Source organism: Streptomyces sp. R44, from assembly GCF_041053105.1.
Classification (GTDB): domain Bacteria; phylum Actinomycetota; class Actinomycetes; order Streptomycetales; family Streptomycetaceae; genus Streptomyces.
The window spans coordinates 2,646,914-2,666,908 of the sequence record NZ_CP163444.1; the positions used below are offsets into that span (position 1 = coordinate 2,646,914).

Sequence of the window (19,995 nt, forward strand, 5' to 3'; positions counted from 1 at the left end):
ACGCCGGTAGCCCATGCCGGTGACCACCCAGGGGGAACCATGCTCACCGTCGCCGTCACCGGAGCCACCGGAGCCCAGGGCGGAGCCACCGCCCGCAGCCTGCTCGCCGCGGGCCACCGGGTCCGCGCCCTCACCCGCCGCCCCGACTCGCCGGCCGCCGAGACCCTGCGCGCCCTCGGCGCCCAGGTGCGGTACGCGGACTTCGACGACCGCTCCTCGCTCGACGCCGCCCTCGCGGGCGCCGACTCCCTCTTCGCCGTCACCGCCTTCGAGGCCGGTGCCGAGACCGAGATCCGGCAGGGCAGGGCCCTCGTCGACGCGGCGGCGAGCGCCCGCCTCGGCCATGTCGTCCTCACCTCCGTCGCCCACGCCGACCGCGACACCGGCATCCCGCACTACGAGAGCAAGCGGGCGGTCGAGCACCACCTCCGCGCCTCCGGCACGCCCTGGACGGTGATCGGCCCCGCCGCGTTCATGGACAACTACACCGGCGGCTGGACCGCCGACGGACTGCGCGAGGGGACCTTCGCCTGGCCGATGCCGGCCGACCGCCCGCTCGCACTCATCTCCTCGCGGGACATCGGCGCGTTCGCCGCGCTCGCCCTCGGGCGCCGCGAGGACTTCACCGGCCGGCGCATCGACATCGCCTCCGACGAGCGCACCCCCGGCGAGATGACCGGCGCCCTCGCCGCCGCCATGGGCCGCCCGGTCTCCTACCAGGAGGTCCCGCTCGCCCATGTGCGCACCCGGTCCACGGACCTGGCCGCGATGTTCTCGTACTTCACCACGACCGGTCTCGACGTGGACGTCGCCGGGCTGCGCCGCGAGTTCCCCGAGGTCGGCTGGCACGGTTTCGACGACTGGGCGCGGGCGCAGGACTGGACGTCGATACTGGCGCCGGAGCGCACGCCGTCCCACCACTGACCGCATCCGTCACCACCGGGGAGTCCCGCATGCAGCACAAACCCACGCCCATCGGCTTCCTGCTGAACCGCACCGACAAAGCCCTCACGCGCGCCTTGGACGGCACGCTCGGGGAGTTCGGCCTCACACGAGTCGCCTGGCAGGTCCTGAACATGGTCAAGAAGGAAGGCGGAATCACCGACGCCGAGGTCCTGAAGATCCTCTCGGTCAACGCCGACGCCCCCACCCTGACCGCCGCCATCGAGACCACCCTCACCGGAGGCTGGACGACCCGCCCGGCCGCCGGACAGCTCGCCCTCACCCCGGACGGCGCCACCCGCCTGGCCGAGGTGGCGGAGCACGTGACGGCGTTCCGGACCCGCTCCGTCGACGGCATCACCCCAGAGGAGTACGGGACCGTCATCCGCGTCCTGGAGCGCATGATCCAGAACCTCGACGGACCCGGCCGGCCATGACCGGCGCGGTGCGCGGACGATCGGGAGGCTCAGAAAGGGGCGTTGTCAGTGGCGGCTGTCACGATCTCCGGAGACCTGGAGGACAGCAGAGAGCGAGCACGCCATGGGTACCTGGGACATCGGCCCCTTCGACAACGACACCGCCGCGGACTTCTCGTACCGGGTGGACGAGGCCCCCGAGGAGAAGCGGGCCGGGGTCCTGCTCGCGGCCTTCCGCGAGGTGACCGGGACGGGCGAGGAGTACCTGGACTCGGACCTGGCGGTGGAGGCGATCGCCTCGGCGGCGCTCGTGGCGGCGCAGTGCCCGGGCGGGGAGCCGGTCACCACCTCGTACGGCCCGGAGAAGCCCCTGCCCGCACTCCCGGCGGAGCTGCGTCCGGCGGCCGTCGAGGCCCTGGACCGGGTCCTCACCGAGCCGTCCGAACTCCTGGAGCTCTGGGAGGAGTCGGACGGGGAGGAGTGGAAGGCGGGGGTACGGAAGCTGAGGGCGGTCCTCGCGGGGGCCTGACCCGCGGATCAGGTGCGAAGACCCCTCACGTGGACCGCACTTCCGTGCGCGTGCGGATCCGGTACCTCGACCTGGAATCCGGCCGAGGCGAGGATTCCCAGCAGGGCGTCCTGCATGAACTGGTGAACGTCGCGGTGGTGGCGCACGACCGGAGGCGGATCCTCGTAGTCGATGCCCTGCTCGAAGAGTTCGAGGGCGACGGTCCGCAGTTCCTCGCCCGTCCTCCAGTTCACGTACACCCCGCCGTCGAGGAGCCGGTCCACGTGGACGTCCGCACCGGGCCTGCCCCACGGGGCATCCCCGAGGTCGGCCCTGCGGGCGGGAAGTCCGGCCTGGACCAGCTCATGACAGACCCTGGCCGCCAGCTCGTTCCACTCGGCGACGAGTTCGGGCGGGGCTTCGGGGGGCAGGTCGAACCGGGGTTCGTTCACGCGCGTCTCCTCAGGGCCAGGACGATGCTCGTGACGGTGGCCGTGACGGCGGTCAGCGCGAGGACGAGGAGACCGGGGTTGACCCACCACGGGACGATCTCCTCGCCCGCGCACACCAGACTCACGGGCAGCGCGCTGCTGGAGTCGGGGTCCGCCATGTGCCCCGCGTTGAACCAGCACGCGTCCTCCGGCTGAAGGAACGGCATGTACGAGAGCCCGTACACGTGCAGTGCTCCGCCCCCGACGAAGGCCAGGGCGGCGACCCAGGCGGCCTTCTTCGCGGGTGTGCGGCGAGGCGGGGGCGGCAGGGGCAACCCGGCCTCCTCCTGCCGGGCCCGGACCAGCCCCACGTACGTGATCCCCACCCAGGCCGGCAGGACGAACGCCAGGATCACCATGCCTATGAGGGTCGCCACGGTCAGCGATCGTAACGGAGGGAAGACGGTGTGGTTCGCGTGCGACGCATAGGGCACCATGGGCGGCCATAGACGCGTACCCGCCAGTAGGAGTGACCATGTCCGAGCCCTCGCCCGAGATCCTTGCCGCCTTCGAGGCCGCGAAGGGGTTCATGCCCGTCGGGGAGGGGCTCGCGCTGTACGGGGCGGCCGTGGAGGCCGCGAAGCTGGGGCTGCCGCTCCTTGAGGTCGGGACGTACTGCGGGCGGTCGACGATCCTGCTCGCGGACGCGGCCCGGGAGGCGGGGACGGTCGCGGTGACCGTGGACCACCACCGGGGCAGCGAGGAGCAGCAGCCGGGCTGGGAGTACCACGACGCGAGCGTGGTGGACCCGGAGGTGGGGCTGATGGACACGCTGCCGACGTTCCGCCGGACGCTCCACGAGGCGGGCCTGGAGGAGCACGTGATCGCGGTGGTCGGCCGTTCGCCGCTGGTCGCGAAGACCTGGGGCGGGCAGCTGGGTCTTGTGTTCATCGACGGTGGGCACACGGACGAGCACGCCACGAACGACTACGAGGGCTGGGCCCCCAAGGTCGCCCCCGGGGGCCTGCTGGTCATCCACGACGTCTTCCCGAACCCGGAGGACGGCGGCCAGGCGCCGTACCGGATCTATCTCCGAGCCCTCGAGTCGGGTGACTTCGACGAGGTCTCGGTCACCGACTCGCTGCGGGTGCTGCGCCGCCGCTGACGCACGGGCTCAGAAGAGCGACGTGACGTACAGGCAGTTGGTGTAGCTGTAGCCCGGTTCGATCTTCGTCCTGCTCGACTTGGTGTCCCCCGCCGTGGAGGTGCCGGTGGCCGCGCGCTTCTGGAGGAAGTGGTAGTCGCCGGCGGGCAGGAGCAGGGTCGCCTTCGGGTACTTCGAGGACGGCCCCGAGCAGGCCTTGATCTTCGGGGAGTTCACGAGCAGCGGGGTCTGGTACTTCGTGCAGGTCCCGCACGCCTTGAGGGTGACCTTGCCGGTCATCGGGCCCGTGTAGAGCAGCTCGACCTCGCCGGGGCCGTCGTTGCTGACCACCATGACCATGCGGGCGCCGCCGGGGACGTCGGCCGGGGGCAGGCTCCCGCCGGCGGCGGGCTCCTCCTCGGCGATCTCGGCGGCGATGGCGATCGAGCGGGCGTGGGCGGCCTGCGGGCTGTTCGGGTAGGTCTTGGCGTAGTCGGTCATGGTCGTGGCCGCGGTGCTGAACTCCTTGTCCTTGAACTGGTCGGTGCCGCAGGCGAAGTCGCCTTTCTGGACCGCGTCCGACGCCTCCTTCGAGGCGGGTTCGAGGGACGGGTCCGGCATCTCGTCGAGGGAGGAGCGCAGCGTGCGCAGCTCGGCGGTGGCGTCGCAGGGCTCGGCGCCGCCCAGGGCGGTGACGCGGGTCTTGATGGCTTCCCGGACGGCCGGTTCGACGCGGGTCGCCTGGGTGGACTTCGGGAAGGTGCTGAGGAGCTCGTTGAGGCTCGCGCCGGCCGTCGGGTTCGCCGTCTGCACGCCGAGCGCCGCCGTGCCGCACTGGTAGAGCGACTCGGCGAGCGGCTCGTCGGTCTTGGCGGGCCGGGAGCCGAGCAGCTCCTTGTCGACGGTGGCGGCGAGCCCCCGCAGGTGCTTGAGCGGGGGGACGGCCGCGCAGTACTGCTTCTTGTCGTACGGGGCGGAGACCGACGTGTAGTACGCGTCGAGGCGGTCGGGGACGAGCTTTCCGGCCCGCGAGCCGGAGTGCTTCGTGCCGAGGTCCTGGTAGGTGTCGAGCGCCTTGCGGTAGGTCGGCTCGGCCTTGTCGAAGGCGAGGCCGTCGGCGGACTTCACGAGCGTGTCGGCCGCGGCGAGCCGTTCGAGGAGGGCCTGCTCCTTGGCCTCGTCGCGGGCGGCGCCGTACGCGAGGGAGCCTCCGGCGGGGACGGCGAGCAGGACGAGGGCGAGCGGGAGCGCGAGGCGGCGGAGGCCGGCGCCGATCCGGAGGCTGGCGCGCGCTCCGCGCCGGCCGCCGTCGATGGCGACGGCGATCAGGAAGGCGAGGTAGCCGTAGACGACGAAGGTGGGCACGCCGTCGACGTCGGCGGGGAGCGCGGCGACGAGCAGGGCGGCGGTGGCGAGCCAGCAGAGCGCGGCGCCGATCCAGTTCCGCAGCAGGACATAGCCGAGCCCGAGGCCGGAGAGGTTGAGCAGGGCGACGGCGGCGGACTGGGCCGGGTTCGCGGGGCCTTGGGGCTGCGCGGGCGGCGGCGGTGGCCCGAACCCGGGCGGAGCGCCGGGCGGCGGCGGCAGCGTCCCGGCCCCGGCCCACCCGGTCGCGGTCGCGGGCCCGGGGGCGGCGCCGTGCCCCGGCGCGGGACCGGTCCCGGGCGCGGGACCGGCGCCGGGCGAGGCGGCCGTGGCCGCGGGCGGTGCGCCCTCGGGACCTGGGCCGTACGGCGCACCGGGCACGGGCCCGGGCGGGGTGGCGCCGGCGCCGGTCGGCGGACCGAAGGCGAGCGTGTGCGCACCCGCACCCGCCCCCGCACCCGCACCCGAGCCGGCGGGAGCCGCCAGAGCCCCCGAGCCGGCCGGGGCCGGGGCCACGGGCGGAGCGCCCTCGGCCCCCGCGCCGGGCGGCGGGCCGAAGGCGAGCGTGGGCGTTCCCGCGCCGGGCGCGGCAGGCGCCGCCGGAGTCCCCGAGCCGGCCGCGCCGGGCCCAGCCGCACCCTCGGCCCCCGCGCCGGACGGCGGCGGCGGTGCCCACGGTGGCGCGGGGGCGTCCGAAGGGGCTCCGGGAGGCGGCCCGGAGTCCGTCCGGCCGCTCCGCCGGCTTAAGTCGCTCTCGCCCGGACGCCTGTCGTTCAGCTCGGGACGCCTGTCGTTCGGCTCGGGACGTGCGTCGTTCGGTTCTTCCCCCACCACGGTTCCCCCTCGTGGGTCCATGCGCGGTGACACCCCACCGTCGCCCTTCTCACCTACCCTTCACGCTTCGCTCACACGCGTCCACCGATCCATGAAGCCGGTGACCAACCTGCGACGTACCCCTGCGGCATTTCGCTCCGCGCAGGGCCTAAAGTCGCGGGGTGCCGTACGACCACCGGAACACCGCCCGCCGTACCCTCGCCCTCGCCCTCGCCGCCACGGGCTGCTGTGCCGTGCTCGCCGGGTGCGGGGCCTCACAGGCCGCTCCGCCGGCGGGGAAGGCCCAGGAGGCCACCCAGGGCGAGAGCGGGACGCAGTCCCGGCCGCCGTTCGCCTCCGCCCCCGCCGCTCCCTCCGCACCGCGGACCACCCATGCGCCGCCCGCCGCCCAGGGAAGCGGCTCGCTCGCCGGGAAGACCATCGTCATCGACCCCGGCCACAACTCCGGCAACTTCCGCCATTCGACCGAAATCAACCAGAAGGTCAATATCGGGACGAACCGCAAGGAGTGCGACACCACCGGCACCTCCACCGACGCCGGTTACACGGAGGCCTCGTTCACCTCCGACGTCTCGCACCGACTGCGGGATCTCCTCACCGCGCGCGGCGCGAAGGTGGTCCTCACCCACGACGGCGACCGCCCCTGGGGCCCGTGCATCGACGAGCGGGCCAGGATCGGCAACGCCGCCCGCGCCGACGCCGTGGTGTCCGTCCACGCGGACGGCTCGGCCGTCGGCCACCGCGGCTTCCATGTGATCCTGCCGGCGAAGGTCCAGGCGGGTGCCGCCGACACCGCGAAGATCGTCGGCCCCTCCCGTACCCTCGGCGAGCGGATCGCGGACCGGTTCGCCCGCGCCACCGGAACCTCGCCCGCCAACTACATCGGTTCCGGTACCGGGTTGGACGTACGGGACGATCTCGGCGGCCTCAACCTCTCGACCGTTCCCAAGGTCTTCGTCGAATGCGGCAACATGCGTGACCCGAAGGACGCTCAGCTGCTCACGTCGGCGACGTGGCGGCAGAAGGCCGCGCAGGGACTGGCGGACGGCATCGCGACCTACCTCAAGGGGTAGAACCCGCGGGCGATAGATTCGCTCCGTACGATGGGGGCCCCGCCCCCCGTGCCACACACTTGAGCGCCATGGCCCGAGCGCCATGACCAGAGCGCCACCCGACGCGACGACCGACGACCCGACGAAGGACTCTTACGTGAATATCCGCTCCCTCACCCGAGGCGATGGCGTGCTGATCGGCGCAGCGGTGGTGCTGTTCATCGCCTCGTTCCTCGACATCTCCGGCTGTGACGCCGGCGCCGACATCTGCGACAAGGTCCCCACGGTGAACTCGTGGGAGCTCTCGTACCTCGGCTGGGGCTCCTTCTTCGTCGGGATCGCGGGCGCCGCCCTCGTCGTCGCGTCCCGCGCCCTGCCGCAGCAGCGCAAGGTGGCGGGCCTGGAGCTCGGCCAGGTCGGTGCCGCGTTCACCATCGCGTCCGCCTGGACCCTGCTCATGTGGATCTTCGAGGCGGAGAACGCCGGCGCGGGCCTGATCCTCGGCCTCATCGCCGCGCTGGTGGTGGCCGGTGCCGCCGTCGCCGGTCCGCTGGTCCCCGCCCTGCAGGCCCCGCTCGTCGGCGCGCCCAAGCCGCAGACCCCGCAGCCGTACGGCATGCAGCCCGGCCAGCCGGGTCAGCCGGGCGTCCCCGGCGGCTACGGCTACCCGGGCGCGCAGCAGCAGCCGTACGGCGCTCCGCACGACCCCTCGCAGGGTGCGGGCCAGCCGTTCGGCGCGCAGGCCGCCGCCCCGCAGCCGCAGGCCGTGCAGCAGCCCGAGCCGCAGGCGGCCGCCCCGGCCCCGCAGCCGGCCTCGGACTTCGCGCCGTTCTGGTTCGCGGTCCCGGTCGCGCGTCCGCTGTACGCGGAGGACGGCTCGCAGGCGCCGATCGCGGAGCTGGCGCCGGGCACCTGGTACCTGGCGGTCGAGCAGCGCGGTCCGGGCCTGGTGGCCCAGACGCAGGACGGCCGCCGCGGTGTCCTCCAGGACACGACGGGCATCCAGCGCGGCTGATCGCGCCCCGTTCACGAACGGCCCCCCGACCGGAATCCCTTCCGGGCGGGGGGCCGTTGCCGTACAGTCCCCGCAACACACCTGACGGACCGTCAGAAAGGATGTGGGGCATGCGACTCGGACTCGCCCTCGGCTACTGGGGCCGCGGCCCCTCCCCCGCCCATCTCGACCTCGCCCGCGAGGCCGAGCGGCTCGGCTACGACTCCGTGTGGACCGCAGAGGCCTGGGGCTCCGACGCCTTCACCGCGCTGACGTGGATCGCCGCGCACACCAGCCGCATCCGGCTGGGCACCGCCGTCGCGCAGATGGCCGCCCGCGCGCCCACCACCACCGCGATGCACGCGCTCACACTGGACCACCTCTCCGGCGGGCGCGTGCTGCTGGGGCTCGGCCTGTCCGGCCCGCAGGTCGTCGAGGGCTGGTACGGGCGCCCCTTCCCCCGCTCCCCGCTGACCGCGACCCGCGAGTACGTGGACGTGGTCCGCCAGGTGCTGCGCCGCGAGGCACCCGTACGACTCGACGGACGCCACCACTCCCACCCGTACACCGGCCCGGACGGCACCGGCCTCGGCAAGGCCCTGAAGCCGATCACCCACCCCCTGCGCGCCGACGTCCCGATCCTGCTGGGCGCCGAGGGACCCAAGAACATCGCGCAGACCCTCGCCATCGCCGACGGCTGGCTGCCGCTCTACTGGACGCCGGACCGCTGGGCCGAGGTGTACGCCCTCCCGGACACGCTCCCCGAGGGCTTCCTCGTCGCGCCCATGGTCCGGGCGCGGCTCTGCGAGGACGTGACGGCCGGGCTGCTGCCGGTCAAGGCGATGCTCGGCTTCTACATCGGCGGCATGGGGCACGCGGCCCGCAACTTCCACGCCGACCTCATGGGGCGCATGGGGTACGAGAAGGAGGCCCGCCGCATCCAGGAGCTGTTCGCGGCGGGGCGGCGCGAGGAGGCGGTGCTCGCCGTACCGGACGCCTTCGCGGACGAGATCTCCCTGGTCGGCCCCCGGAAGCGCATCGCCGAGCGCCTCGACCGATGGCGACAGGGCCCGGTGACCGACCTGCTGGTCACGGCACCGGACCCGGCCACGCTCCGCCTCCTGGCGGAGCTCAACGCCTGAGGGTCACCCACCCAGCTCCGACGTGCTGGGCACCTTGTCCACCACTTCCGCACCGGCACTCCTGCCGGCGTCCTTCACGCTGTTGATGACGTTCTCGAAGGCGCCGACGTCCGCGTCGCCCACCTCGCCCTTGCGGAGCTTCGTCCCCAGGTCCTTGAGCGACTCGATCCCGGCGGAGAGCGGCGCGACCGCCTTCGACAGCAGCGGGTCGCCCTTGGCGTTGTTCACGGCCGCCTTGAGCCGGTTGTACGTGAACGCGCCCGCGAGCCCCGCCTTGACCAGCGCGAAGGTCCGGCCGTCCGCGCCCTTCTTGAACTTGCCCGCCCGGTACGGCTTCACGATCCACTGGTACGTGGCACCCGCGGCCAGACCGGCGTTGGCCACGAACCGCGTCTTCGCCAGCTTCTGCTGCTCGAAGCTCGCGGAGGCCGTCGGCGTCGCGGCACCGCTCGCACTCTGCGCGTCGTCGTTGCATGCGGTGGCGGTGAGGAGCAGGGCGCAGGACAACAGCAGTGCCACGACCCCCCGCGAAACGCTTCTGGGCAAGACGAAACCTCCCTGGTGACGGTGGCGCCAGCCTCACCCGGGCCCACCGCGTCCGCCACCGGGGCGACTCCGTACGGGTTCGGGCGGGCCTAGCCTCCGCAGCAGTCCGGTTCGAGGCCCGTGGGGAGTCGGTCACCGCCGAAGACCGCGACGGTCGCCTCCTCGCCGCCCAGGGCCGCCACCGCGAGGAGGAGGGAGCCGGCGGTCCAGCTGGTCTGCTCCTCGGGCCAGACGGCCCGGTCGGCCTCCGTGGCGCCCTCGAAGACGTACCCCGTCCAGTACATGCCGTTCTCGGCGCGCAGGTGCTGGATGTCCTGGAGGATGGTGAGCGCCCGGTCGGACTCCCCCATCGCCCAGAGCGAGAGGGCCAGTTCGCAGCTCTCGCCGCCGGTGACCCAGGGGTTGGGGACGACACAGCGCACGCCCAGGCCGGGCACGACGAAGCGGTCCCAGTCGGCCTCGATCCGGGCCTTCGCCTCGTCCCCCGTGACCGCGCCGCCGAGGACCGGGTAGTACCAGTCCATCGAGTAGCGGGACTTGTCGAGGAAGCGCTCGGGGTGCCGGCGTATCGCATGGCCGAGGGCCCCCGCGGCCAGCTCCCAGTCGGGCTGCGCCTCCTCGCGGACCTCGGCGATCGCGAGGGCGCAGCGCAGCGCCTGGTGGATCGACGAACTGCCCGTCAGGAGCGCGTCGTTCACCGGGGTGCCGTCGGGCTCGCGCTTCCAGCCGATCTGGCCGCCGGGCTGCTGGAGCCCGAGGACGAACTCGACGGCCGCGTAGACGACGGGCCACATCCGGTCGAGGAAGGCGTCGTCGCCGGTGGACAGGTAGTGGTGCCAGACGCCGACCGCGATGTACGCGACGAAGTTGGACTCACGGCTGCGGTCGGTGATCTGCTCCGGGTCGCCGTCGTGGTACGCCGCGGACCAGGAGCCGTCGCCGTTCTGATGGCGGGCGAGCCACTCGTAGGCCCGGGCCGCGGCCTCGTGCTCGCCGGCCGTGTCGAGGGCCATGGCGGCCTCCGTGTGGTCCCACGGGTCCAGGTGGTGCCCGCGGAACCAGGGGATGGCGCCGTCCTCGCGCTGGCAGGCGAGTATCCCGGCGACGGTCTCGGCGGCCTGCTCCGCGGTGAGCACCCCGGGCAGGACGAGGTGCTCGGCGATCCGCTCGGGGAAGGTCACTGCGCGTCGGCCTTGGGGAGGTGGGGCTTGGTGGCGTAGGCGACGAAGCTCTTGCCGACGACCGGGTTGAGCAGCTGCTCGGCGACCCGGGTCAGAGCGGGCTTCTTCATGATGTCCCAGACCAGGAGCTTGTGGTACGCGCGGACCGGCAGCGCCTTGTCGTTGTCCACGCCGAAGGCGCACTTCAGCCACCAGTACGGCGAGTGCAGCGCGTGCGCGTGGTGGGTGCCGTACGGCTTGAGACCGGCCTGCCGGATCTTGGCGAGCAGCTCGTCGGCCTTGTAGATGCGGATGTGGCCGCCCTCGACCTCGTGGTACGCGTCGGAGAGCGCCCAGCAGACCTTCTCGGGGCCGTACCGGGGCACGGTGATCGCGATCCGGCCGCCCGGCTTGAGGACCCGCACCATCTCGGCGAGCACGCCCTTGTCGTCCGGAATGTGCTCCATGACCTCGGAGATGATGACGACGTCGAAGGACTCGTCGGGGAACGGCAGGTTGAGCGCGTCGCCCTCCATCGCGGTGGCGGTCGCCCCCGCGGGGGCCTCCCCGGCCTCCTTCATGGCCGCGAACCACTTGGCGACCTCGCGGATCTCCTCGCCGTTCTGGTCGAGGGCCACGACCTGGGCACCACGCCGGTAGCACTCGAAGGCATGCCGCCCCGCCCCGCAGCCGAGATCGAGCACACGATCACCGGGGGCGAGCGGGAAACGAGTGAAGTCGACGGTCAGCACGAAGGCCTGCTTTCGGGGTTGGAGACTGGTTGTGGGCAGGCGTTCCGCGGGGCGGAACAGGTGGGCACAACTCCACCGCCGGGCTGCGGCCGGCAACGACTGCGGGATGTCACCGGCGGACTCCGGCTCCCTGACGGGCCACCGCCTCGCGGTACAGCTCGGCCGTCCCCTGGGCGGCCCTGGCCCAGGTGAAGTTGGCCAGGACCCGCTCGCGCCCGGCCCGGCCGAGACGCGCCCGCAGCTCCGCGTCACCCAGCACCCGCCCCAGCGCAGCGGCAAGCGCCCCCGCGTCCCCCGTCGGCACCGCAAGGCACGTCTCGCCGTCGGCCCCGGCGACCTCCGGAATGGCCCCGCCCGTCGTGGCGACGAGCGGAGTCGCGGTCGCCATGCCCTCGGCGGCCGGCAGCGAGAACCCCTCGTACAGCGAGGGCACGCAGGCGACCTGGGCGGACCGGTAGAGGTCGACGAGCTCCGCGTCGCTGATGCCCTTCACGAACTCGACGGCGCCGGCCAGCCCGTACCGCTCGATCGCGGCGGCCACCGGCCCGTCCTCGGCGCGCTTGCCGACGACGACGAGGTGCGCCTCGGGGTTCTCGGTACGGAGCTTGGCGAGCGCCTCGACGAGGAAGACGAGACCCTTGAGCGGGACGTCCGCGCTGGAGGTGGTGACGATCCGCCCGGGGACCTCGGCGACGGACGGGTCCGGGGACCAGAGGTCGGTGTCGGCGCCGATGTGGACGACGCGAATGCGGTCCTCGCGGACGCCGAGGTGCTCGACGATCTCCTGGCGGGAGGTGCCGGAGACGGTGAGCACGGACGGCAGCCGGCGGGCGACCTTCTTCTGCATGCCGGTGAAGGCGTACCAGCGGCGGACGGAGGCGCGGCGCTTCCAGTCGGCGGCGGCGTCGAGTTCGAGCTGCCGGTCGACGGTGATGGGGTGGTGGATCGTGGTGACGAGCGGCGCGCCGATCGCACGCGGGCCGCCGAGGAGTCCGTAGCCGAGGGTCTGGTTGTCGTGGACGACGTCGAAGTCGCCGCGACGGGCGGCGAGCATGCGCCGGGCGCGCAGGGAGAAGGTGAGCGGCTCGGGGAAGCCGCCGGTCCACATGGTGGCGACTTCCAGCGCGTCGATCCAGTCCCGGTACTCCTCGCGCTTCGGGGTCCGGAAGGGGTCCGGCGAGCGGTAGAGGTCGAGGCTCGCGATCTCGGTGAGCGTGAGACCCGCGAGATCCTCGCCCTCGTCCAGGACGGGGTACGGCTGGGAGCCGATGACCTCGACGGTGTGGCCGAGGCGGGCGAGCTCGCGGGAGAGGTGCCGGACGTAGACGCCCTGGCCGCCGCAGAACGGGTTCCCCTTGTACGTGAGGAGAGCGATCCGCAACGGACGGTCACCGGCCGCGGTGACGCCCTGGCGGGGGCTTGCCTCTATGGCCTCAGCGGTCATGCGCGACCCCCTTCGAGCGTGCGTTTCGCGGGAGCGTAACCGCTCGCGCTAATCTAGAACAAGTTACAGACTTGAACGTTCTTGATCCTTCAAGGAGCACAGAATCTACCGGCAGGTAGCTCCGTGGTGAGAGCCGGAACAGGTGATTCGCGCCACGGCGGCGGCACGGCCATACTGTCGCTCCCCACCGAACGGAAGCCGCACGGAACGGGACCTCATGACCGCAGAGAACAGGGCGGACCACAGACCCGCGTCGCCGCCCCTCACGGAGCGCCAGGAGGCGCGCCGCCGCCGCATCCTGAACGCCAGCGCCCAGCTCGCGGCCAGGGGCGGCTTCGACGCCGTGCAGATGCGGGAGGTCGCCGAGGCGGCGGGGGTCGCCCTCGGCACCCTGTACCGGTACTTCCCGTCCAAGATCCACCTGCTCGTGGCGACCATGCAGGACCAGCTGCAGCACATGCACACGACGCTGCGGAAGCGGCCGCCGGCGGGCGCCGATCCGGCGGAGCGGGTCGCCGAGACGCTGATGCGCGCCTTCCGGGCACTCCAGCGGGAGCCGCAGCTGGCGGACGCGATGGTGCGGGCGCTGACCTTCGCGGACCGCAGCGTGAGCCCCGAGGTCGACACGGTCTCCCGGCTGACGACGGCGATCATCCTGGACGCGATGGGGGCGGAGCACCCGACGCCGAGCCAGCTCTCGGCGGTCCGGGTGATCGAGCACACCTGGCACTCGGCGCTGATCACCTGGCTGTCCGGACGCGCCTCGATCGCACAGGTGAAGATCGACATCGAGACGGTCTGCCGCCTGATCGACCTGACGGCACCGGAACCGACGGCCTGAGGACACCTCAGGCCGCACGAGCCGGCGGCCCGGGGCTTCCGCCCGGGCCCCCGGCCGGTCCACCTGCCGGGGGCGCGGGCGGTGCGGGGTCAGGAGCCCTGCGGCTTGGCGTTGCTCTCCGCGAGGACCGCCGCGCACTCCGCGCTGCTGTCGACGGCCACGAACATGACCAGCTTCAGCGGGCCCGCCGAGTGGTTGCTGGCCTGGAGCTTCCAGCTGCTCTTCGTCAGCGACTTGATCACCGAGCCGCCCGCGCCGGAGCTCCGCTCCTCGCTCCAGCCGCCCGAGGTCAGGGTCGCGACGGTGCCGGAGTACGACTTCGCCGGGTCCGCGGCCTTCTCGGCGTCGGCCGTCCAGCTGACCATGCACTCCTTGGCCTCGGCCGGGACCGCCTCGCCCGAGGAGTCCTGCGTGAAGCCGGCCCCGGTCGCCGCGTCCGTCAACTCCTTGGTGACGGCGGCCGCGTCCAGCTTCTCGTCGCTCGAACCACCCGCGCCGGAACCGCCCGTCGCGGACGAACCGGCCGAGGACGAACCGCCGGACGCCGAACCGCCCTTGTCCGTACCGCCCTCGCTGCCACAGCCCGCCACGAGCAGCACCACACCGGCAGCCGCGGCCGCCCACATCGCCTTGCGCACAACACTCCCAATTCCGCGCGCACGAAGGCCCCTTGCCCCCGTGATCAAGGGGCCTAGTTTTGCACGTGGAAACAGCTGCCGTACGCAAAGGCGCGTGTCGTCAGGGCTGCTAGGCGTCCTCACCCGACAGCACACGGCGCACGGGCGGGCCGCAGGAGGTCGGGCCCGGTCAGTCCTCCGGCGGGAAGACCGGCTCCCCGCCGTCCGCCAGGGTGATCAGGATCGCCTCCACCGGACAGCCCTCCGCCGCCGCGAGGAGGCGTTCGCCCGCGTCCGTCTCCGGCTCCACCGGGTGGGACTGGCGGGCCGTGTCGAGGCGGAAGCCGCCCGGGGCGTGGTTCACGCACATGCCGGAGCCGATGCAGACGCTCCGGTCGACCTCGACGTGCCAGCGGTCCCCCATCACGCCCCGCCCTCGTAGCCGCCGGGGAGGTGGATCATCTTGTGCTCAAGGTACTCGCCGAAGCCCTCGGGGCCGAACTCCCGCCCCAGGCCCGAGTTCTTGTAGCCGCCGAAGGGGCCGAGCATGTCGAGGCTGAAGGTGTTGACGTTGAAGGTGCCGGTGCGGATCCGGCGGGCGAAGTCGATGCCGTGCTCCACGTCCCCGGTCCACACGCTGCCGCTGAGCCCGAAGTCGGAGTCGTTCGCGATCCGCCGCGCCTCGTCCTCGTCCCCGTACGGCAGGAGGCAGATGACCGGGCCGAAGATCTCCTCGCGGGCGATCCGCATGGAGTTGTCGACGTCGCCGAAGAGGGTCGGCTCGACGTACCAGCCGCGGTCGAGGCCGTCCGGGCGGCCGCCGCCGGTGAGCAGCTTCGCGCCCTCCGCCTGGCCGATCCCGATGTAGTCGAGGGAGCGCTGCTGCTGGCGCCGGGCGACGAGCGGGCCGACCTGGGTGGCCGGGTCGAGCGGATCGCCGACGACGAGCGCGCCGGCCGCGGCCGCGAAGGCCTCGGCGATCTCCTCGTACCGCGCGCGGGGCGCGAGGATGCGGGTCTGGGCCACGCACGCCTGCCCGTTGTTCATCCAGGCGGCCGGGACGATCCCGGCGACGGCGGTCTCCAGGTCCGCGTCCGGCAGGATCACGGCGGCCGACTTGCCGCCCAGTTCGAGGGTGACGCGGGTGAGGTTGCGGGAGGCGACCTCCATGACCCGCTTGCCGGCGGCGACCGAGCCGGTGAAGGAGACCTTGTCGACGCCGGGGTGGCCGACGAGGTACTCGCTGACCTCGCGGTCGGCGGGCAGGATCGACAGGACCCCCTCCGGGAGACCGGCCTCGGCGGCGATCTCGCCGAGGATGTACGAGTCGAGGGGCGACTCCGGGGAGGGCTTGAGGACCACCGTGCAGCCGGCGAGCAGCGCGGGCCCGAGCTTGGCGGCGGCGGTGAACTGCGGCACGTTCCACGGGACGACGGCCGCGACGACCCCGACGGGCTCGCGCCGGACGAGCAGCGGCCCGAGGACACCGCCGCGCCGCTCCTCGTACGGGAAGTCCCGGGCGACGGTGATCGCCGCGTCCCAGACCATCATCGCGCCGAGCGCCTGGGCGAGGACGGACCAGGAGTACGGGGAGCCGTTCTGCGCGCTGATGACGCGACCGATCTCCTCGTACCGGACGGCGATCGCGTCCTTGATCCGGGTGACGACGGCGATCCGCTCCTCGACGGTCATCCGAGGCCAGGGCCCTTCGTCGAAGGCCCGGCGGGCGGCGGCCACGGCCCGGTCGACATCCGCCTCGGAGGCGTGCGGGACACGGCCGATGACCTGCTCGGTGTGCGGGGAGATCACCTCGATGACCCCGTCGCCGAGCGGGTCGGTCAACTCCCCGCCGATGAACAGCTTTCCGTGCTCCACAAGCTCGGTCATGACCGCTGCCTCCCGAGGGGATGGAATTGCCTGCCGGTATCCCTGACGATGTTTCCTGACGGTGCTTCAGAACTGATACCAGTTCTAGTTATACTTGGCCAGACTTGAGGCCAAACCGGCCCCCACCAGCAGCTTTGCCACTGGTGGGGGCCGTCGTCATGCCGTGAAGCCAGGGTCGGCGTGCCCCGGGCAGCCGCTCAGCGCCTTGATGTTCTCGCCTGCGTCGAGCAGCGCCCGCAATGGTCGACCGGACGGCTCAACGCACCCGGGGCGCGGCAGGCTGCCCCGCAGCACCAGCCGCCGGTCGCTTCGACGGGCGCTCCCGGCCGGGGAGCGCCACGGGCAGCCCGGGCTCAGCCGCCACCCGAGTTGGCCGAGGCCGAACCACCTGAGGTCCAGCGTGAGTTGGGCTGCGGCCGTTCGCGCGTGCTGCGCTCGGTGCGCAGCAGCACGACAACCCCAGCCGGGCCGAGCAGAGCCTTCAAGGCGTCGGCGAGCCGCCGCGGGTCGCCGCCGAACGGGAGCTCGATCCGCTCCCGGGCGCCCCCCAGGACGAGTTCCAGCGCGAGCGTGGAGACGGCCGGCTTGTAGTCCCCCTCGTACGGCTCCACCACCTTGTGCGTCAGCCACACCTCGCGCAGGGTCGTGACGGGCAGCCAGACGTCCGGCCCGGCGGCCCGGACCAACCGCAGGGACGTGGGCACCCCGGCCGGCGCGAACTCCACCCGCAGGATGTCCCGGGCCCGGGAAAAGGCCATCACCGGCCAGCCGATCAGGTACTCCAGCCCGGCGATCACCCCCACCACCACGAACACGGTCGACGCCCGCGCCCCGGCCAGCGCCATCCAGAGGGCGACGACCAGGGTCAGCGCACCCAAGGCGAGCGGAACGAACAGCGTCGGCCCCAACGACATCAGCGCGTTCCACACCCGCCCGGTCGGCCCCGCGCGCAGGACCAGATCCGTCGAGTCGGGGCCTTGTCTCAACAAGGGATCGGTGGCCATGCCTCCAGCGTAAGACCGGTCCGCAAGAGCGCCTCGGCAATAACCGGCCCATGGAGCACGGATCCTGACGGTCCGTAGCCCGGCTCTTCTGACGAGTAGTCAGTTCTAGTTATGGTGGGCGATGGTCGTACCGGTACGCAGAGACGAGGACGCTCATGACCCAGGTGACCGAGCACGGCGGAGGCGTCTGGTCCCTGCGGGTGCCCATCCCGGACAATCCGCTGGGCCACACCCTGGTCCACGTCCTCGACACCGACCGCGGCCCGGTCCTCGTCGACACGGGCTGGGACGACCCGGCCTCCTGGGACGAACTCAGCGGCGGACTGGCCGCGTTGGGCCTGTCGGTCACGGAGATCCACGGAGTCGTCATCACCCACCACCACCCCGACCACCACGGCCTCTCCGGCCGGGTCCGCGAGGAGTCGGGCGCCTGGATCGCCATGCACGCCGCCGACACGGCCGTCGTCCGCCGCACCCGCGAGGCCGAGCCCGGCACCTGGTTCGACTACCTCGCCCGCAAACTCGCCACCGTCGGCGCCCCCGAGGACCACATCGCGCCGCTGCGCGCCGCCCGCGCCGCCGGCCGGATGCGGACCCTGCCAGGACTCCGCTCGGCCCTCCCCGACCGCGAGATCGTCCCCGGCGAGCTCCTCGACCTGGCCGGACGCCGCCTCCGCGCGATCTGGACCCCCGGCCACACCCCCGGGCACGTCTGCCTCCACCTGGAGGAGGAGCACCCCTCCCGGCTGCCCGGCCACGGCCGGCTCTTCTCCGGCGACCACCTGCTGCCCGGGATCTCCCCGCACATCGGCCTGTACGAGGACCCCGACGACGCGACCGCCACCGATCCCCTCGGCGACTACCTGGACTCCCTCGAACGGATCGGCCGCCTCGGCGTCGCCGAGGTCCTCCCCGCCCACCAGTACGCCTTCACCGACGCCGCAGGCCGGGTCCGCGAACTCCTCGACCACCACGAGGAGCGCCTCACCGGCCTCCTCGGCCTCCTCGCGACCCCGCTCACCCCGTGGCAGCTCGCCGAGCGCATGGAGTGGAACCGCCCCTGGGAGCAGATCCCCTACGGCTCCCGCAACATCGCCGTCAGCGAGGCCGAGGCCCACCTCCGCCGCCTGGTGAAGCTCGGCCGCGCGGAGCCGGTGGCGGGCACGGACCCGGTCACGTACGTCGCGGTCTGAGGCCCGCCCCGCCTCGGCCCGCCCTGTCCCTCATCCGCCTCAGGCCTTGAACAGGCGGATGAGGGACATGATCAGGACCAGTGGGGAGATGCCGCCGCCGAGCACCATCACCGGGATCGCCACCCACCACAGCCAGTGCTGCCCACCGTGCTCGTAAGAGTCGTAGCCGTTGTGGACGAAGAGGAACCAGAGGAGGTGGAGGGTCAGTAAGGCGATCAGCGCGATCCAGTAGAGGGCGACCCCGGCCGACCACAGCCGGACCCGGCCGGGCCGGACCGTGAGCAGCCGCCCCCGGTAGACCTGGAGTCCGACCATCGTGGCGATCAGGAGGGCCGTCGCGGGCAGTCGCCACCAGTCGTTCATCGCCCACTGGTACGGGCCTTGCGCCTGGTCGGAGAGCGAGGGGTACGCGATCGCCCGGCTCAGGAGGTCCACTCCGCCGACGAGGAAGGCCACCATCGGCACCAGGTAGAAGAGGCCGAGAAGCGGCCTCCCCAGACCCGAGGTCAGCGCCCGCACCGCACGCTCCCGCGCGGACGGCACACCGGCCGAGGAGGCCCGGGCCCGCCCTCCGGCGGCGGCCGGTCCGCGGACGGCGGCGCGGGGCCGGGGCAGAACGGCGGTGGGGCGCGGCGGAGGGAGGACGGTGGTGGCCGGCGTCGTACCCGTGCCCGTACGGGCGCTTGAGGGAGCCGGCTCCACCCCGCCATCGGGCTCCGGCTCGGCATCGGGCTCCACCCCGCCATCGGGCTCCGGCTCGGCAGCGGGCTCCGGCTCGAACTCCGCCTCCGCGTTGAGCAGCTCCTCCGCCTTCTGCGCGATGGCCGCGACCACCGGCGCCGGCAGCCAGCTCCCCGACTCCGCCCGGTGGGCGTCCGCCGTCGCGGCGAGCTCCGCCACCGGCGGCCGGTCGTCCGGCCGCTTGGCGAGGCAGCTCCGTACGAGCTCCCCGAACGGCCCCTCGACCCCGTCGAGGTCCGGCTCGTGGTGGACGAGCCGGTACAGCAGCTCCGCCACCGAACCGCCGCCGAAGGGCCCGCGCCCGGTCGCCGCGAACGCGAGGACCGCGCCGAGCGAGAAGAGGTCCGCCGCGGGCCCGACCGTCCGCCCCTCCGCCTGCTCGGGCGACATGAAACCGGGCGAGCCGACGACAAGGCCCGTCCCCGTGAGGGCCGTCTCGTCGGCGGAGCGGGCGATGCCGAAGTCGATGAGCAGGGGCCCGGACGGCGACAGCAGCACGTTCGACGGTTTGACGTCCCGGTGCACGAGCCCCGCCCGGTGCACGCCGTCGAGGGCGTGCGCGAGGCCGGAGAGCAGCCGCCAGAGGGCCGGTTCGGGAAGGGGTCCGTGGGCGAGGACCGCCTCGGAGAGCGCGGGACCCGGCACGTACGCGGTGGCCAGCCAGGGCACCTCCGCGTCCGGGTCGGCGTCGAGGACCGGGACGGTGCCGGCGCCGCGTAACGACCGGGCGGCCCGCACCTCGCGGGCGAAACGCTTGCGGAAGCCCGGGTCGCCGGCGAGCGCGCCGTGCACCACCTTGAGCGCGACCGTCCGGCCGCCCCGCGAACGGCCCAGGTAGACGCGGCCCATGCCGCCCTCGCCCAGCCGGTAGAGGAGCCGGTAGGGGCCGACGCCCCGCGGGTCGCTCTCGGTCAACGCGCGCATTCCGCACCCCCGTGAAGACGCCGTCGTCGTGCTCTCGTGGCGGCGTCAGCATGGCACA

At 73.0% G+C, this 19,995-nt stretch carries 21 protein-coding genes; 9 read left to right on the top strand and 12 right to left on the bottom strand.

Features of this window, described 5'->3' with window-relative positions:
• Positions 1 to 39 precede the first annotated feature (39 nt).
• The 3 genes from AB5J54_RS12265 (at position 40) to AB5J54_RS12275 (ending at position 1,887) form a co-directional block, all read left to right on the top strand.
• Positions 40 to 924, top strand: a complete 885-nt coding sequence (locus AB5J54_RS12265; RefSeq protein ID WP_369143958.1) for an NmrA/HSCARG family protein — start codon at positions 40 to 42, stop codon at positions 922 to 924.
• A 29-nt stretch (positions 925 to 953) separates the two neighbouring features.
• Entirely contained in the window at positions 954 to 1,379 is a 426-nt protein-coding gene (locus AB5J54_RS12270) for a MarR family winged helix-turn-helix transcriptional regulator (RefSeq protein WP_369143959.1), read from the top strand.
• A 103-nt stretch (positions 1,380 to 1,482) separates the two neighbouring features.
• Positions 1,483 to 1,887, top strand: coding sequence for a DUF4259 domain-containing protein (locus AB5J54_RS12275; protein WP_369143960.1), 405 nt, complete (start codon positions 1,483 to 1,485; stop codon positions 1,885 to 1,887).
• Between the two features lie 8 nt (positions 1,888 to 1,895).
• Here the strand turns inward: AB5J54_RS12275 and AB5J54_RS12280 are convergent, their stop codons facing one another.
• Together AB5J54_RS12280 and AB5J54_RS12285 are read right to left on the bottom strand one after the other, a co-directional pair.
• Positions 1,896 to 2,318 carry a hypothetical protein gene (locus AB5J54_RS12280; RefSeq protein ID WP_369143961.1) on the bottom strand — a complete coding sequence of 141 codons (423 nt, stop codon included), beginning with the start codon at positions 2,316 to 2,318 and terminating at the stop codon, positions 1,896 to 1,898.
• Entirely contained in the window at positions 2,315 to 2,734 is a 420-nt protein-coding gene (locus AB5J54_RS12285; RefSeq protein ID WP_369143962.1) for a hypothetical protein, read from the bottom strand. Before AB5J54_RS12285 ends, AB5J54_RS12280 begins: the two co-directional genes overlap by 4 nt.
• Positions 2,735 to 2,832: 98 nt before the next feature.
• Here AB5J54_RS12285 and AB5J54_RS12290 point away from each other — a divergent pair, with 98 nt between their 5' ends.
• Entirely contained in the window at positions 2,833 to 3,462 is a 630-nt protein-coding gene (locus AB5J54_RS12290) for a class I SAM-dependent methyltransferase (protein ID WP_369143963.1), read from the top strand.
• 9 nt (positions 3,463 to 3,471) lie between these two features.
• On the opposite strand, the gene AB5J54_RS12295 is transcribed toward AB5J54_RS12290, so the two are convergent.
• Positions 3,472 to 5,322: a hypothetical protein gene (locus AB5J54_RS12295; RefSeq protein ID WP_369143964.1), complete on the bottom strand. Its 1,851-nt coding sequence runs from the start codon at positions 5,320 to 5,322 to the stop codon at positions 3,472 to 3,474.
• 479 nt (positions 5,323 to 5,801) lie between these two features.
• On the opposite strand from AB5J54_RS12295, the gene AB5J54_RS12300 reads away from it, so the two are divergent.
• The 3 genes from AB5J54_RS12300 (at position 5,802) to AB5J54_RS12310 (ending at position 8,828) form a co-directional block, all read left to right on the top strand.
• Positions 5,802 to 6,713 carry an N-acetylmuramoyl-L-alanine amidase gene (locus AB5J54_RS12300; protein WP_369143965.1) on the top strand — a complete coding sequence of 304 codons (912 nt, stop codon included), beginning with the start codon at positions 5,802 to 5,804 and terminating at the stop codon, positions 6,711 to 6,713.
• A 136-nt stretch (positions 6,714 to 6,849) separates the two neighbouring features.
• Positions 6,850 to 7,707 (top strand): DUF5336 domain-containing protein, encoded by an 858-nt coding sequence (locus AB5J54_RS12305; RefSeq protein WP_369143966.1) that lies wholly within the window; start codon positions 6,850 to 6,852, stop codon positions 7,705 to 7,707.
• A 110-nt stretch (positions 7,708 to 7,817) separates the two neighbouring features.
• Positions 7,818 to 8,828, top strand: coding sequence for an LLM class F420-dependent oxidoreductase (locus tag AB5J54_RS12310; protein WP_369143967.1), 1,011 nt, complete (start codon positions 7,818 to 7,820; stop codon positions 8,826 to 8,828).
• 3 nt (positions 8,829 to 8,831) lie between these two features.
• On the opposite strand, the gene AB5J54_RS12315 is transcribed toward AB5J54_RS12310, so the two are convergent.
• The 4 genes from AB5J54_RS12315 to AB5J54_RS12330 all read right to left on the bottom strand — a co-directional run bounded on the left by AB5J54_RS12315 (position 8,832) and on the right by AB5J54_RS12330 (position 12,730).
• Entirely contained in the window at positions 8,832 to 9,374 is a 543-nt protein-coding gene (locus tag AB5J54_RS12315; protein WP_369143968.1) for a hypothetical protein, read from the bottom strand.
• 89 nt (positions 9,375 to 9,463) lie between these two features.
• Positions 9,464 to 10,555 (bottom strand): prenyltransferase/squalene oxidase repeat-containing protein, encoded by a 1,092-nt coding sequence (locus AB5J54_RS12320; RefSeq protein WP_369143969.1) that lies wholly within the window; start codon positions 10,553 to 10,555, stop codon positions 9,464 to 9,466.
• Positions 10,552 to 11,286, bottom strand: a complete 735-nt coding sequence (locus AB5J54_RS12325; RefSeq protein ID WP_041128992.1) for a class I SAM-dependent methyltransferase — start codon at positions 11,284 to 11,286, stop codon at positions 10,552 to 10,554. The genes AB5J54_RS12320 and AB5J54_RS12325 overlap by 4 nt, the downstream gene beginning before the upstream one ends.
• Positions 11,287 to 11,395: 109 nt before the next feature.
• Complete coding sequence (locus tag AB5J54_RS12330) at positions 11,396 to 12,730, bottom strand: glycosyltransferase family 4 protein (protein ID WP_369143970.1); 1,335 nt, start codon at positions 12,728 to 12,730, stop codon at positions 11,396 to 11,398.
• A 217-nt stretch (positions 12,731 to 12,947) separates the two neighbouring features.
• On the opposite strand from AB5J54_RS12330, the gene AB5J54_RS12335 reads away from it, so the two are divergent.
• Positions 12,948 to 13,571: a TetR family transcriptional regulator gene (locus tag AB5J54_RS12335; RefSeq protein WP_369143971.1), complete on the top strand. Its 624-nt coding sequence runs from the start codon at positions 12,948 to 12,950 to the stop codon at positions 13,569 to 13,571.
• Positions 13,572 to 13,660: 89 nt separating this feature from the next.
• Here AB5J54_RS12335 and AB5J54_RS12340 read toward each other — a convergent pair whose 3' ends face one another.
• The 4 genes from AB5J54_RS12340 to AB5J54_RS12355 form a co-directional block, all read right to left on the bottom strand.
• Positions 13,661 to 14,209: a hypothetical protein gene (locus AB5J54_RS12340; RefSeq protein WP_369143972.1), complete on the bottom strand. Its 549-nt coding sequence runs from the start codon at positions 14,207 to 14,209 to the stop codon at positions 13,661 to 13,663.
• A 169-nt stretch (positions 14,210 to 14,378) separates the two neighbouring features.
• A complete protein-coding gene (locus AB5J54_RS12345) occupies positions 14,379 to 14,612 on the bottom strand; it encodes a ferredoxin (protein ID WP_369143973.1) in 234 nt (77 codons plus the stop codon).
• Positions 14,612 to 16,075, bottom strand: coding sequence for an aldehyde dehydrogenase (locus tag AB5J54_RS12350; RefSeq protein WP_369143974.1), 1,464 nt, complete (start codon positions 16,073 to 16,075; stop codon positions 14,612 to 14,614). The genes AB5J54_RS12345 and AB5J54_RS12350 overlap by 1 nt, the downstream gene beginning before the upstream one ends.
• A 353-nt stretch (positions 16,076 to 16,428) precedes the next feature.
• Positions 16,429 to 17,079: a hypothetical protein gene (locus AB5J54_RS12355; protein WP_369143975.1), complete on the bottom strand. Its 651-nt coding sequence runs from the start codon at positions 17,077 to 17,079 to the stop codon at positions 16,429 to 16,431.
• 155 nt (positions 17,080 to 17,234) lie between these two features.
• Between AB5J54_RS12355 and AB5J54_RS12360 the strand changes: the two genes are divergently transcribed.
• A complete protein-coding gene (locus AB5J54_RS12360) occupies positions 17,235 to 18,272 on the top strand; it encodes an MBL fold metallo-hydrolase (protein ID WP_369143976.1) in 1,038 nt (345 codons plus the stop codon).
• 39 nt (positions 18,273 to 18,311) lie between these two features.
• On the opposite strand, the gene AB5J54_RS12365 is transcribed toward AB5J54_RS12360, so the two are convergent.
• Positions 18,312 to 19,937, bottom strand: a complete 1,626-nt coding sequence (locus AB5J54_RS12365) for a serine/threonine-protein kinase (protein ID WP_369143977.1) — start codon at positions 19,935 to 19,937, stop codon at positions 18,312 to 18,314.
• Positions 19,938 to 19,995: the final 58 nt, after the last annotated feature.

Bases quoted from the DNA above. Each gene is read 5' to 3' on its own strand.
- AB5J54_RS12265 (WP_369143958.1), top strand. From the start codon at position 40: ATGCTCACCGTCGCCGTCACCGGAGCCACCGGAGCCCAGGGCGGAGCC.
- AB5J54_RS12270 (WP_369143959.1), top strand. From the start codon at position 954: ATGCAGCACAAACCCACGCCCATCGGCTTCCTGCTGAACCGCACCGAC.
- AB5J54_RS12275 (WP_369143960.1), top strand. From the start codon at position 1,483: ATGGGTACCTGGGACATCGGCCCCTTCGACAACGACACCGCCGCGGAC.
- AB5J54_RS12290 (WP_369143963.1), top strand. From the start codon at position 2,833: ATGTCCGAGCCCTCGCCCGAGATCCTTGCCGCCTTCGAGGCCGCGAAG.
- AB5J54_RS12310 (WP_369143967.1), top strand. From the start codon at position 7,818: ATGCGACTCGGACTCGCCCTCGGCTACTGGGGCCGCGGCCCCTCCCCC.
- AB5J54_RS12330 (WP_369143970.1), bottom strand. From the start codon at position 12,730: ATGACCGCTGAGGCCATAGAGGCAAGCCCCCGCCAGGGCGTCACCGCG.
- AB5J54_RS12335 (WP_369143971.1), top strand. From the start codon at position 12,948: ATGACCGCAGAGAACAGGGCGGACCACAGACCCGCGTCGCCGCCCCTC.
- AB5J54_RS12345 (WP_369143973.1), bottom strand. From the start codon at position 14,612: ATGGGGGACCGCTGGCACGTCGAGGTCGACCGGAGCGTCTGCATCGGC.
- AB5J54_RS12350 (WP_369143974.1), bottom strand. From the start codon at position 16,075: ATGACCGAGCTTGTGGAGCACGGAAAGCTGTTCATCGGCGGGGAGTTG.
- AB5J54_RS12355 (WP_369143975.1), bottom strand. From the start codon at position 17,079: ATGGCCACCGATCCCTTGTTGAGACAAGGCCCCGACTCGACGGATCTG.
- AB5J54_RS12360 (WP_369143976.1), top strand. From the start codon at position 17,235: ATGACCCAGGTGACCGAGCACGGCGGAGGCGTCTGGTCCCTGCGGGTG.
- AB5J54_RS12365 (WP_369143977.1), bottom strand. From the start codon at position 19,937: ATGCGCGCGTTGACCGAGAGCGACCCGCGGGGCGTCGGCCCCTACCGG.